Raw genomic sequence first — 14,066 nt, forward strand, 5'->3', positions numbered from 1 at the left:
ACTCCTAAAGGGCGGCCCCGGCAGCGCGGCGCCGACGACCTCAACACCCCTTATCCATGCAGAAAGCGTGCCAACCTTCACCCAATCACGATTTTTTATCGAAGTTAATAAACACTCCCGGAAACCTGCGGGAATCTTGCATGATATTTACTTTTCTTTTTTTCGTTTATTGGCTGCTGAAAAAGACACATTACGGCAAACCGGCACATTTTGCCGACCAAGGCATTTTTGTTCCTGTATGAGGCAGATATTTCGCTGCCAATTTATTGCCGCATCCATCTCACTACAAATCCTTTTCATTTCATCCAACCATATGAATTTTATAAAAACACAATAAATTCAATAAATTATAGAAAAATCATAGCAAAAAATCGATGCCAAACACCCATAAAAAGATTGATCAGTCGAAGTTGGCCCGAAAGTTGCATCTATTCTCATTGCATAATTCGACTGGGATTAAGTCATGGCAAGTCTGGTGACATCGTTGCTTACAGAAACCGCCCCCAAAATGACCAAGACAACCAAGGTCACATCCGGAAAGTCCGTGTCTTCTGCTGCGACATCCCAACGCCCCCTGTCTTCTGCCCAATCATCGACAGGCGATCAGGCTGAAACCGGAACGCAGTCCACATTCGGCGATCATATGGCGCGCCAGACCGCCAGTCTGCCGCACAATTCCCAATCCCGGAACAGGCCGGCAAATTCTGCCCAGTTACAGACATCAAGCGCCTCCTCCCAATCGCTGGAACAGAATGAAGACGCGCAGGTATCGTCTGACAACACAACATCAGCCGATAATACGTCCCTGTCACTTTCCGCCATCAACATGGCACAGGAAGACGCCGCAGAAAAAGCGAAAGCCCTGACAGCGGATGCAACTGCCACCATCGCAGCTAGCCAGTCTTCATTGTCTTCCGCTACAGAAAACAGTTCTTCAGCTTCCACTGTCAGCAGCGCTGTGACTGACGGTAGCCATAAACCAACTGACAGTCGATCAACCAAAAATCAGCACCCGGAAAAGCTGACCAGCTCTGAAAATACGACAAATGACAGCAGCAGCCAGACGCTACCGCCCTCAGATACAACGCTGGAACTGGCAGCCCTGAGCGTTTACCAGCCGTCATTCTCTCCCTCAGAAACACCTGCCACACTCTCCGGCAATGAAGATCAGACAACTCTTTCTCCATTGTCTGCGCAGGAAATCGCTGTTCCTTCATCATTTGCTTCCAGTTCCGTGTCAGAAAACACTTCGATGACGGCAAAGGCTGTCCGTAATATACTTTCAGGCACCGATGCCTCTCTCTCCGGAGAGGCATCGTCAAGTAACGCGAAAGCAGAAGCGCCTGGTCAGCCCAACTCCGTGGTTGACTCAAAAAATTCCGACACGGCCAGTTATCTTCGTAATGTTTCTGTAAGCGATGTTCTCGCTCAGACAGTACAGAATGAAATGACGGGCAACCAGACGGCGAGCAGCAAGAGCACAGACACACAACCAGCGAGGCCAACAAACAGCGCTACCACTGACACTCAAACGAGGGACTACAAAACAGTCCTGACAATGCCTGCTGATATAAAAGTCAGTTCAATTTCCGACACCAGCGGCGCCTCATTCTTTCATGATGACGTCCGCCCTACGAGCGTAACCAGTTTCAGCCAGATCCAGTCGTTGCAGGATATTGCCACCACATCGGTCAATACTGAAACAAACAGACAATCTCTTTCAAACAACACACAGTCACTTCCACAAACCAAGACTGAAGCAACACCTGCCCCTGTTGCCGATCCTGCTCAGAATGTTCCGGTTCAGCCGACGGTCGTGTCCACAAATACATTGACCAGTCAACCGGAGACGGCCTCCGCTATCCAGAACAGCAAAACCGCCAGCACTGATGCTGGGCAGTCAACAGATACATCCGCACAAGTGCAGATGGCCTGGAATCCTGCTCCTGTCACCTCGACGCCCTCCGCAGGGAAAGTCACTGCAAGCAGGACATCCCCGCTGGACGATCGCACATCAGGACGCACAGACATTTCCAACGCTGCGCAGGCACAGACCGCGCCAGTCGAACCGCAGACAGATGACGTAGCGTCTTCCACCACTTCAGAGAAAACGTCTGCAGATCAGCAAGGCAACAAAGACGATAACAGAAACTCTGATCAGCACACGTCATCTGATCGGTCTCTGACCGCAAACATGACACTGCCACAGACCTATAACGAGGCCGCACCCTTTTCTGAACAGCTGGTCGCCAGCACAGCGAGTGACGCCTCTTCTCCTGCCTCCACCACTACACAGGCATCAGCAACGACCTCGTCTTCCTCCATCGACACAGCTGCCGCATCCGACGCCAGTTCAACAGCCCTTAATCTGACAGTTGCTCTGCAAAATGATGATCAGACACCGCTCCATGTCACCATTGACAAGTCCGACAAGTCTGACGGACTGAATATTCACATTGGCGCAGACGGTCTCACGACCCTGAACGAGCTGCAGAACCATAAACACGAACTGGTTCATGCTCTGGAAAATGCGGGCATCTCAACTGCTGGATCACAGATTTCATTCGGTCTTGCCGATAACAATGCCGATTCATCCTTCTCGCAAAACCATCAGTCTCAGCAATCACCACAGGATAACAGCACGAACACGACTGCTGGATCTTCAGATTTTGCAAACGCTTTTGGCGGTACACTCTCTGGAAACAGTAACGGAGACGGCTCCAGAAACAGCTGGAGTGCGGCCGCCACACCCATGACCTCAACCACGGCTTCAGACGCCGATGACACCAGCGATCAGACTTACGCCCTGACTGCCCTGCGGACAGGCTCAGTCAACATCACAGCCTGAAAGAACCGGATATGACAACGACAGTAGCAACTTCATCCTCTTCAACTTCGCTTCTTTCATCTGCGGTCAATGCGTCCCAGTCTGCAGCCTCCGTCAATGCCGCCGCCAACACCGCAGCCTCCTCCACAACGGCGACCGATACCAGCACAAGCGCTCTCTCCTCGCTCACCAGCAACTTCAACACGTTCCTCACCCTGCTCACCACACAGCTCAAGAATCAGGATCCGAGCAGCCCGATGAGCAGCGATACGTTCACCTCCGAACTCGCCCAGTTCGCAAGCGTGGAACAGCAGGTTGATACCAACACCAACCTGAAAACACTGATTTCCCTAACGCAGGATGGTCAGCAGTCGACCGATATGTCACTGGTCGGCAAAACCGCGGTCGCGACCACAAGCGAACTGCCGCTGCAAAACGGCAGCAGCAGCGTTTCCTTTAACGCGACGACCGAAGAACCGATTGCGATTGCCGTCACCGACAGCAACGGCAATGTCGTCAAGACAGCTGAGCTTACCTCCACTGTCGGCACCAACACATGGACATGGAACGGCACCAGCGATAGCGGAGCCCAGCTCAGCGACGGTTCCTACAACATCGCCGTGCAGACGGCGGACACGTCAGGCAATACCTCCGACGTTCCATTTACCGTCACAGGCACTGTTACAGGCGTCACCCGCAATGGCAGCTCGATCTACGTCAATATGGGGGACAGCACGATCGACATGTCGGACGTCAACTCGTTCTCCGACACGTCGAGTCCCAGCACGACTTCGACGTCGTCTACATCGTCAGACTCTTCCTCTACCTCAAGCTGATGATGGAGCGAAGCAGGGTCTTTTCCACAGATCAGACCCTGCCTGTTTCAGGCATAAGTTGCATACGGGATTGTGGAAACCGGCTCTTTTCAGAGAGCCGGTTTTTCAGAAGCCCTTTCAGACGTGAGCCTCTCCTGAAACGCATCTGCGCTCTATAATCTGTCCCGCAAGCAGACTTCTGAAACAGCTTGGCAGAACATACAGACTACTTACTCGTCCTCTCCAAGCACCTCACGGGCGCGCCGGACAATCGTTTCATACTCTTCATCAGACAGCTCTCCCCGATGATAAAACTCGCTGGCACGGGCAAGCGCATCTCTGGCATGACTTTTGTCGGGAATGGGATAGCGCCTTCCCGGCAAGGCAAAGGCACTGTCAGGAAGCGCATCGCGCTCGGCTTGTGTCAGACGTGACATGGCGATCCTCCAGAAAAAACGCTCGTCTGAAATCATTCCACCAACGATCCCGGACTTGAGCGAAAGCTGCACCTCAGACCTTAAACAGGCAAGTCATGTGCCGCTTTGATATGACCCCTGTTTCTGTCGCAACAATTGCATGTCAGCTTTTCAGGAGGATCCATCTTTCGCACACAGATCTCCCTCATCCATTTCATCAAGATCCGCCATGGCAGCTTCCGCGCTCTGCGTCGGCACATCACTGGCCCGGACATCCATTCTCTGCATCGGTGCCGTAACAACGCCGGGAGCCGACAATCCGTGCACGACGCGGAAAGCGACAATGATCGCCAACCCGCCGAAAAGCACGCTGCCCGCAGCCTGACCAATCTGCACACCCAGCGCTCCAAATCCGGCTCCATACGCCACAAAGGGGATCGTTCCCAATGTTGCGCGCCCCCAGTTAAACAGGGTCGAATAAAGCGGGTGGCCAAGATTGTTGAACACCGTATTGGCGACAAAAAGCATACCGACAAACAGATAGCCCAACACCGTCCACGAACAGAACAGATGGATCAGCGCGGCACCATCTCCCTGAAGATGAAAGCCCTCCGTCAGCAGATTCTGCGAGAGCGCCAGCACGCCCCAGGTGCAGGCGACGCATCCCACCACAATCTTGAGAGAAGCGACCAGCACCTCCCGCACACGGTCCAGCTTGCCCGCTCCAAGGTTCTGCGAAATGATCGGTCCAACCGCGCCCGTCAGAGCGAAAACCATGGCGAACGCCACGACGACAATCCTCTCGACTGCTGTCTGACCACTGACCGCCTCAAGACCGAACTGCGCCATCCGCTCAGTGACGTAGGCTCCCCCCACCGGGGTCGCCAGATTTGTCAGAATGGCCGGAATGGCAATCCCCGCGACACGACGGCTATCGCCCCATATAGCAACGGGTTTAGGCCATTCGAGCATTCCGTGCAGACTTGCGCCCCGCCATCCGAGAACGAGAACCGCCCCACGCGCAAGGATCGTGCTGATGGCGGCTCCCACAAGCCCTTCCCTGAATCCGAGAATCAGGATCGGGTCCAGAATGGCAGTGAGGATTGCCCCAGCAAGGGTGACATTCATGGAGCGTTTTGCATCTCCGACTGCCCGCATCAGTGCCGAGGCGGACATGCCGAGCGAAATCAGTGGCAGAAAGGGAGACGTCAGATAGATGTAGAGAGCCGCCTGGTCGAGCGCCTCACCAGATGCGCCCAGCAGCGAGAGGATGGGACGCGCCAGAAGAGCCGTCACGATCCCCACCATCGCCGTAAGCACGAGATTGGTCAGCATGAATGAGGAAGCGATCCGTCGTGCCCGATAGAAGCTGCCGCCGCCGATCTCCCGGCCCACGCAGGCGCCAAGTCCAATAGTCAGACCGATGGACACCGCGATCTGGATACCGCCCACGGCGCCGGCAAAGCCGATTGCAGCCGTCAGGGCCGGCACACCGAGATGAGCGATATAGATCATGTTCAGCATATCGACGGCGAACACAGCCATCAGCCCGATAGCGCCGGTTCCCGCCATAACGAGAACGTGCCGCATAATGCTGCCGACCACGAAACACGCCTTTTGTCTCGGCACTGGTCTTCCGTTCATTCAGATCCTGCGGGTCGGACTTTATAATACTGCGCCCGCTCTCGCCGCAGTATGGCATGACCGGACTGCAACGCGAATGCCGAACGTCTATCACAAAAACATTTATATTCCGTGGCGGACTGTCACGGAGAAACCGGGAGGACAACTCCGGCAGAAAGGATGCTACCCTTCCGGAAGAGCCACTCCCCGCTCACGCGACCAGTTCCGCCAGAGCAGATGCAGCGTCGCCATCGCCGCCGGGCCGAGAAACAGACCGAGCAGGCCCCATGTCTCGGCACCACCGACAATCCCCAGCAGCACCCACAGGAACGGCAGCTGCGTACTGCCGCCAATGAGGCCCGGACGGACAAAATGATCCGCCGTGAAAATCACTACCGCGCCAATGGCGAAGACCGCCACAGCCGACATCGTGCCGCCATCGACCAGCAGGAGGGTCGCGGCCAGTCCGACCGGGATCATGGCGCAGAAGGGGATCATTGCTGCAATGGCCGTCGCTCCACCAAGCAGAACCGGATGAGGAACCCCTGTCAGAAAATAGATCACGCCCATGATGATCCCCTCGCCCACGCCAACGAGAACCAGTCCTGCGACGGTGCCATGAATGGACGCAATGATCTGGTGTCCGATCAGCTCACCCCGTCGGCCGAAAGCCCGACGGGAAGCTACCGTGCACTCGCGCATGATTGTGTCCCCGTCCTTGTAGAGAAAGAACAGGGTCAGGATGGAGAAGAAGAACAGCGTGCCGCGATGAACGACCTGCGACCCGACGGTCTTTGTCATGGCCAGACCGCGCGCGTCGAAGGAACTGAAGAACTCCGCCGCCGCACTCGGGTCGGACAGATGGCTGTTCCACCATTTGACGACGGCGTTGGCGCCGAAAGGCAGCCTGCTCACCCAGACAGGAACCGGCACCCCGGCATTACGGGCATGCTTCATCAGCCCGAGTACATTCTGTGCTTCGTTGGCGGCCTCAAGCCCGACAAACAACATGGGAATCAGAAAAAGGAGCGCCATACCCGCTGTGCAGAGTGCCGGCAGAAGGGCTCCCTGCGCCAGACGAGGCCAACGGGCCTGGATCTTGCGATAGAGCGGCCAGGTCGCCACAGCAAAGACCACGCCCCAGGCCAGCGCGCTCAGAAAGCCATGAATTGTGTAGGTTGTGATCGCGACAATGGCGAGAGCCAGAATTTCCCGCGCCTTCCATTGGGCGCGCCGGGCTGCCTGCCGCTGCTCAAGGGTGATATCTTCGACCGGACAGGGCGGGAGGTGAACATGGTCGTCATCATGCGGCGGCAGACCGGATTGTGACATTCAGCTATCTTCCCTCAAGCATTGCTCCCCGGACAGGCCTTGGCGAAATCTGTGGACCAGATAAACGGCATGCCACGCGAGGCTGCTCCTGTCACGCTTCCGGCTGTCGGCTGCGTGCTTCCGCCCAGATGGCGAACGCATGAATCAGCGCCGCTTCATCAAGCGCCTTGAAGCGTCCTGACGCGCCGCCATGACCGGCTTCCATGTTGATCCGCAGCAGAAGCGGATTGTCCGACACAGAATACTCACGCAGTTTCGCGATCCATTTGGCAGGCTCCCAGTAGGTCACCCGCGGGTCGGTCAGGCCGCCGATCGCGAACACTGCCGGATAGGGCTTTGCAGCGATCTGGTCATAGGGTGAATAACCGGCAATCCGGTCATAGGCCTTTTCATTGACCAGCGGATTGCCCCATTCCGGCCACTCAGGCGGCGTCAGAGGCAGACTGTCGTCCGACATGGTGTTCAGCACATCCACGAACGGCACGACGGCCACCACACCTGCGAACAGTTCCGGGCGCATGTTGGTGATCGCCCCCATGAGCATGCCGCCTGCCGATCGGCCATCCGCAACAATCCGTCCGGCATCCGTCCAGCCCTGTTCGATCAGATGATCAGCACAGGCGATGAAGTCCGTGAAGGTGTTCGTCTTGTGCTCCCCTCGCCCGCCAAGGAACCAGTTCCAGCCCTTTTCCGAACCGCCCCGGATATGCGCGATGGCATAGACCCAGCCGCGATCGACCAGGCTCAGGTTGCGGGTCGAAAAGGTTGGATCGATGGAGATTCCATAGGAACCATACCCGTAAAGCAGCATCGGCGCGGGCTGACCTTCCGGTGTATCCCGGTGCCAGAGCAGCGTAATGGGGACGAGTTCGCCGTCCGGCGCCTTGGCCATCAGCCGCTTCGTCCGATAATTCTCCGGGTCATGTCCTGACGGCACGTCCTGCATCTTCAGCAGATGCCGCGTGCGATCCTGCATGTCGTAGGAGAACCACTGCCGCGGCGTGGTTGGCGACTGGTAGGAATAGCGGAGTTCCGTCGTCTCGAACTCGTAGGATCCGTCGAGCGAAAGCGTGTAAGCGTCTTCGTCTGTCGCAATCTGGTGCCGCACGCCAGCCTTGTCTTCAATGGCGATGATGATGTTTGCATTCACCCGCTCGGTCCACACTAGATGGTCGGCAAAACAGATTGCCCCCGTGATGTAGTGCCCAGCGCGATGCGGCACATGCTCACACCACGCAGAGCGGTCACCCACAGCTTCATCGGCGACCGTCATCAGCTTGAAATCTGTGGCCCCATCAGCATTTGTGCGGATAACGAACCTGTCTCCACCATGAGACAGCTCATACATCAGCCCCTTTTCACGCGGGGCGACGCACACGGGAGCAGCTTCAGGAGCAGCGCCGGGGATGATCCAGTTTTCGGACGTATCGTGATCGTTGGAGCTGATGACAATCCATTTGCCGGAACGCGCTGCGCTCACTCCAACAAAAAAGCCTGAGTCCGGCTCATCATACACCAGCACATCATCGCTTGCGGTCAGGGCACGGCGATAAATCTTCACGGGACGACCGTTATCGTCCCGGCAGGTCCAGAAGATGTACTTTGAATCCGGAGAAAAGGTGAACTCGCCTGAACAGTTCTCAATCTCGACAGGCAGTATCTCGCCCGTGGTCAGGTCACGCACGCGGATGGTGTAAATTTCGGAACCCTGCGTGTCTTCCGCCCATGCAAACAGGCGATGGTCGGGACTGTGAGTCGCGCCCCGCGCTGCGTAATAGGGCTGTCCCTTCGCTCGCACGTCCGCGTCGAGCAGCACTTCTTCCGTTTCTGGATGCCCTTCCGCATGACGCACGTAACGGGGATACTGCGATCCCGACTCATAGCGGACGCCATAGCGCCATGTGCCGTGCGGGAGTGGTGGAAAAGTGTCGTCTTCCTTCAAACGTCCCTTCATCTCCGCGACGATTTCGCTCTGCAACGCCTTCGTCGGGGCCAGCACGGCATCAGAGTAAGCGTTTTCCTTGCGCAGATGATCGGCAATGTCCGATCGCAGCAGGGCCGGATCACGCAGAACTTCCTGCCAGTTATCGTCCTTCATCCACGCATAGTCATCCACACGGGTACGTCCGAGCTGCTCGATGCGGCAGGGCTTCTTGTGGGCAACGGGCGGTGCGGGGATTTGCGACATATAAATGGCCTTCCAGTGACGACTAGAAGGCCATTCTTACACAGGATGGCTCAACGAACACCCTGTCGGGTGAAAGGGTTCAGCCATGCAATCGTTGAAAAGCTGTAAAAAACGCCCAATCAGGTGTCTTTCAGAGCCTTTTCTTCCTCTTCACGCGTTCCGAACGGCACTTCCTGCCTGTCGTCCTGCTCGTCCATGCTGCCTCCGAGATTACCCAGATTTTCCTGAATCTTGGCGTCTTCAATCGGCTCGCCATTCGGGGCCAGCGGCACAGCAGACTCGACCGGGATTTCCCCGGCGTCAGGATTGATCTCCATCCCGATCAGATCTGTTGCGGCTTCCATATAGCCTTCCGGACCACAGGTCGGCTTGCCGTCGGCAATCCACATTTCCTTGGCTTTGGCCTTGATCTTGGCGTCGCGCTGCGGCGAGTCTTCCAGTGGGTTTTCCATATCATGCACTCCTCAAATGACCGTCACTGTGCGGAGACGAACTCCGCTTGCCCATCAGAACGACCTGAGCGGGAGGCAGTTTCGGTCCTGCCTGTCATGTTAGGCCAGCCATCACCGGAACACACCCCCTTCAGAAAGCACCTCAGGGAGCCGGATTGTTATGGATCTGATGAATGGCGTTGATCCGGCTTTCCAGCTCCGGCGTGATCTCAACATCCACTGATCCGAGAATGGTCTGCAACTGGGCGATACTGGTCGCCCCGATGATGTTGGAGGTGACAAAGGACCTTGACGTCACGAACGCGACTGCCAGCTGCACCGGATCGATTCCAAACTCTCTTGCCAAAGCGATATAGGCCCGGATGGCGTCATCCACGCCCGGCTTTTCATAGCGCTGACCCCGGTTGAACAGGGTGGTGCGTGCGCCAGCAGGCCGCGCGCCGTCCAGATATTTTCCTGTCAGATAGCCCTGTGCCAGAGGTGAATAGGCCAGCAGCCCGACCTGCTCACGCAGCGCGAACTCCGCCAGACCCAATTCGAATGTCCGGTTGATCAGATTGTAGGCGTTCTGGATCGACACGACCCGTGGCGCGCCCTGACGGGACGCTTCCAGACACTTGGCGACACCCCAGGGTGTTTCATTGGACAGACCGACATGCCGGATCTTCCCTTCCGTCACGAGATCGCCCAGCACACCAAGCGTTTCCTCAAGAGCCACTTCATCATCGACAGGCGGTTTTTCAAATGTCGTGCCACCTGCGCCAAACAGATTGACCCGACGGTCCGGCCAGTGAAGCTGGTAGAGATCGACATAATCCGTGCCGAGCCGCTTGAGCGATCCTTCCAGCGCATACCGGATCTGGCGTGGTGTCAGACGGGTTTCTTCGCCACCCGGGCGGAACCATTCCATCGGGCTACGACCGACAACCTTGGTCGCAAGGATGATCTGATCACGACGTCCGCTCTTCGCCAGCCAGCTGCCGACGATCCGTTCCGTGGCGCCAAACGTCTCGGCTCTGGGCGGAATGGAATAGAGTTCGGCCGTATCGATGAAGTTGATGCCATTTTCGATCGCAAGATCGAGTTGGGCATGGCCTTCCACTTCCGTGTTCTGCTGACCGAACGTCATCGTACCAAGACAGATTTCACTGACGAGGATGCCGGTGCGCCCGAGTTCACGTTGTTTCATACTGTCTGTCTCCTGTCCGGATGAGTCTCGAGCTGGAGATAAGCAGCCCTTTACGGATTATCGCAAGGGAGACGAATGATTTTCGCCCTCAAATTATTGGATGACGTTAATTGAAAGGATTTCAACTGATGATACAGGAATCAGAAGGCACAGCATTTATTTGAATGCGATATTAAAACCACATTTCCGAACTCTGCGTTGCAGGTTCAGTCAGTTTTCCTGTTCCTGAAAAAATCATCGCCAGCGAGGCCGAGCCTTATTTCGCATTATTATGGATACGACTTCCTCTTTTACAAGAACCAGCTTTTGGAACCAACTTACTCCACCGGCCCCAGATGATGCGTGCCACGTCGTGCAGCCAGACGGGTCTGCTGCTCGCGATCCGCATAACGGCGGCGCTGCGCTTCAGTCCGTTCATCATGGCAGGCAGGGCAGCTTACTCCCTCCTCATAGAGTGGTGACGCCTTGTCCTCATCACTGACCGGACGACGGCAGGCGTGGCAGACGGAGTATTTTCCCTGCTCAAGGCCGTGTTTCACCGTCACGCGCTGGTCAAAAACGAAGCACTCCCCTTCCCAGAGACTCTTATCTTCCGGGATGGTTTCAAGATATTTCAGAATGCCGCCCTTGAGATGGAAAACATCTTCCACACCCTCCGCCTTGGCAAAAGCCGTAGACTTCTCGCAGCGGATACCGCCGGTGCAGAACATGGCCACCTTCGGCTTGCGTCCCTGCGCCGCAAGTTCGTCGCGTTTTGCACGGAACCAGTCCGGAAACTCACGGAATGTCGCAATCTGCGGGTCTATCGCGCCATGGAATGTTCCAACCGCCACCTCATAATCATTGCGGGTATCAATGAGGATCGTATCCGGGTCTGAAATAAGGTCGTTCCACTCAGCCGGATCGACATAGGTCCCAACAATGGCGCGAGGATCGACACCCGGCACGCCCATGGTGACGATTTCTTTCTTGACGCGCACTTTCATCCGCAGAAACGGCAGTTCCGCAGCGCGGGATTCCTTGATTTCCAAGTCGGCGCAACCCGGTAAGGCGCGAATATGCTCCAGCACCTTGTCCATGGCCTCGTCACTACCGGCGATCGTACCATTGATGCCTTCATGGGCGAGAAGCAGGATGCCCTTTATGCCCAGAGAACAGCACAGTTTCGCCAGAGAGCCGCGGATGGCCTCACAATCCTCGAACGGCGTGAAACGATAAAGCGCGACAACCCGGACAGGCAGAGTGGAGTCAGACAGATTATGATCAGACATGAGCATTCATCGCTTCCGCATAAGCCTTCAGCACGTCAGAGGCCGGGCCATCCATTTTCACACGCCCGCCTTCAAGCCAGATAATCCGCGAGCACCATTCTTCAAGCACAGGAAGGGAATGGGAGGTGATGACCAGAATCTCCGCTCCGTCCACGACATTGGCAAGACGGGCGCGCGCCTTGTCCTGAAAGCGGGCGTCGCCTGCCATGAACCATTCATCCATCAGCAGGATCTGCGGCGCAATCGCCGTCGCCAGTCCAAAGCCGAGACGGATAGCCATGCCCGATGAATAGAGTCTCAGTGGCAGATCCATGAATTCGCCAAGTTCGGCGAACGCTTCCACATCCTGTTCAAGCTGTTTGAGTTGCGCGGATCGGAGCGCCTTGTGCTGTGCGAGCAGATAGATGTTCTCACGCCCTGTCAGTGCCGGATTCATGCCGGAATTGGTGTCGATCAGCGTCTCGACCGAACCGCGCACTGTCACCATGCCGGGCTGTGCGAGATAGATCCCACCCAACACCCGTAGGAGCGTGGACTTCCCTGCCCCGTTATGACCGACCAGACCGACACGCTCTCCGCTACGGATCGTCAGCGACAGATCGCTGATGGCCCGCACTTCAAGCACGCCGGGCGCATTATCGCTCATGCGGACTTCGCCACCCGTGCGGGAGCCCCGGCTTAACTGAAGGGGACGTTTGACCTTGCCGAACAGACTTTTCTTGAGTGAACGCGCTCCGCCGTGAAAGATCGGGAAATCGAGAGTCAGGTGGTCCAGCCGGATGAACGCCTTCGGCTGTCCCGGTTTCCTGTCGGTCATGGCTGGAGCGGGGGCAAGGCCTGTCACGTCGTCAGATCCAGAAGGCGAGTTGCGCCCGTGAGCGCGAAAACACGAAAAGACTACTGAGCCAGAGCAGAACGCTCAACCCGATTGCGACACTCCATACAGAGATGGAGGGCATCTCTCCCGTCAGAGGTTGCCTGACAATTTCAAGCAACGGATAGAACGGGTTGAAAATCAGCCACCATCCTTTTGCACCAAGCTGTTTGGCGCTCCAGATGATCGGCGTCACATAGAACGCGACCTGCACGATACTGGCGACAATGGGCGGAATATCCCGGTAACGGGCGGCGACCGAACCGAGCAGCAGGCAAAAGGCAAAAGCGTTCAGCGCCCAGATGAGCAGTCCCGGCACCGCAAACAGGGCGACCGGTCCGGGCAACAGCCCAAAGATCAGATAAACCCCTATCGGCACGACAATGTTGTAGCCAAACATCAAGCCATTGCGGACCAGAACGCGTAGGGCCTGAAGTGAGAACGGCAGACGCGTCGCCCGGATCGAACTCGCCGCATTGATAAAGCAGGAACAGGCGTCCTGCGTCACCCCTGCAATCCCGATCTGCCAGAGGATCATGGAGATCGCGAGATAGGGCAGATAATCCTTCAGGACGATATGGAAGAGATTACTGTAAATCCCTCCCATCGAGCCGATCATCACCGCCGTGCCGAGTGTGAGCCAGAGCGGCCCCACCCGGGAGCCTCGGAACTGAAGTTTGATATCCAGCCAGCCGAGGGACACGGCCAGACGCCACAGGCGCAGGCCCTCTCCGATATCCGCAAGAGCCAGCCTCAGACGGGAGTGGCTGACGGCCGGATCATCATCGGGACCACCCTGCTCCCAGTCATCGACATGCCTGTCGGCAGCCGCCTCACCTACCGACAAGGACGCATGCTCCATACTCTCCTGCGTGGAGGAGATGGGGAAATCCCCGATGATCGGTGTCGCAGCAGAAAGCTGGCCAGTCGAGGCAGTCATGGTCCGACCGCGTAGCCCATCCGCCCCGTCGGCGGCAACTCCCGTGAGCCATCCGGCACCCGGAAGCAGGCTGCTCTCCGCCATTAATCGAACCTGTGAAAACGCGACTCCGTCTATGCCACGATAACGTCATAATTCA

11 protein-coding genes are annotated in these 14,066 nt (G+C 56.7%); 2 read left to right on the plus strand and 9 right to left on the minus strand.

The genetic code is table 11. The features are described from left to right. Positions 1-508: 508 nt before the first annotated feature. Positions 509-2,848, plus strand: coding sequence for a flagellar hook-length control protein FliK (locus EMQ_RS04785; RefSeq protein WP_018308377.1), 2,340 nt, complete (start codon positions 509-511; stop codon positions 2,846-2,848). An 11-nt stretch (positions 2,849-2,859) separates the two neighbouring features. Further along, on the plus strand, positions 2,860-3,663 hold the full coding sequence (locus EMQ_RS04790) for a flagellar hook assembly protein FlgD (RefSeq protein WP_010666782.1): 804 nt from the start codon (positions 2,860-2,862) through the stop codon (positions 3,661-3,663). Between the two features lie 209 nt (positions 3,664-3,872). Here EMQ_RS04790 and EMQ_RS04795 read toward each other — a convergent pair whose 3' ends face one another. The 9 genes from EMQ_RS04795 to EMQ_RS04835 form a co-directional block, all read right to left on the minus strand. Further along, on the minus strand, positions 3,873-4,079 hold the full coding sequence (locus tag EMQ_RS04795) for an SHOCT domain-containing protein (RefSeq protein WP_026200200.1): 207 nt from the start codon (positions 4,077-4,079) through the stop codon (positions 3,873-3,875). A gap of 150 nt (positions 4,080-4,229) precedes the next feature. Then, positions 4,230-5,702: an MATE family efflux transporter gene (locus EMQ_RS04800; protein WP_026200199.1), complete on the minus strand. Its 1,473-nt coding sequence runs from the start codon at positions 5,700-5,702 to the stop codon at positions 4,230-4,232. A 162-nt stretch (positions 5,703-5,864) separates the two neighbouring features. Continuing rightward, a complete protein-coding gene (locus tag EMQ_RS04805) occupies positions 5,865-7,013 on the minus strand; it encodes an AI-2E family transporter (RefSeq protein WP_010666779.1) in 1,149 nt (382 codons plus the stop codon). 91 nt (positions 7,014-7,104) lie between these two features. Then, positions 7,105-9,201, minus strand: coding sequence for a S9 family peptidase (locus EMQ_RS04810; protein WP_010666778.1), 2,097 nt, complete (start codon positions 9,199-9,201; stop codon positions 7,105-7,107). Between the two features lie 119 nt (positions 9,202-9,320). Next, positions 9,321-9,653 carry a hypothetical protein gene (locus EMQ_RS04815; protein ID WP_010666777.1) on the minus strand — a complete coding sequence of 111 codons (333 nt, stop codon included), beginning with the start codon at positions 9,651-9,653 and terminating at the stop codon, positions 9,321-9,323. Positions 9,654-9,795: 142 nt separating this feature from the next. After that, positions 9,796-10,842, minus strand: coding sequence for an aldo/keto reductase (locus EMQ_RS04820; protein ID WP_010666776.1), 1,047 nt, complete (start codon positions 10,840-10,842; stop codon positions 9,796-9,798). A 317-nt stretch (positions 10,843-11,159) separates the two neighbouring features. Continuing rightward, on the minus strand, positions 11,160-12,119 hold the full coding sequence (trhO, locus tag EMQ_RS04825) for an oxygen-dependent tRNA uridine(34) hydroxylase TrhO (RefSeq protein WP_010667041.1): 960 nt from the start codon (positions 12,117-12,119) through the stop codon (positions 11,160-11,162). Further along, positions 12,106-12,930: an ABC transporter ATP-binding protein gene (locus EMQ_RS04830; protein ID WP_018308375.1), complete on the minus strand. Its 825-nt coding sequence runs from the start codon at positions 12,928-12,930 to the stop codon at positions 12,106-12,108. Before EMQ_RS04830 ends, trhO begins: the two co-directional genes overlap by 14 nt. Before the next feature lie 31 nt (positions 12,931-12,961). Further along, positions 12,962-14,011 (minus strand): ABC transporter permease, encoded by a 1,050-nt coding sequence (locus EMQ_RS04835; protein ID WP_010667039.1) that lies wholly within the window; start codon positions 14,009-14,011, stop codon positions 12,962-12,964. Positions 14,012-14,066 lie beyond the last annotated feature (55 nt).

The sequence above is a fragment of the Acetobacter aceti NBRC 14818 genome (assembly GCF_000193495.2).
GTDB classification, from domain to species: Bacteria; Pseudomonadota; Alphaproteobacteria; order Acetobacterales; family Acetobacteraceae; genus Acetobacter; species Acetobacter aceti.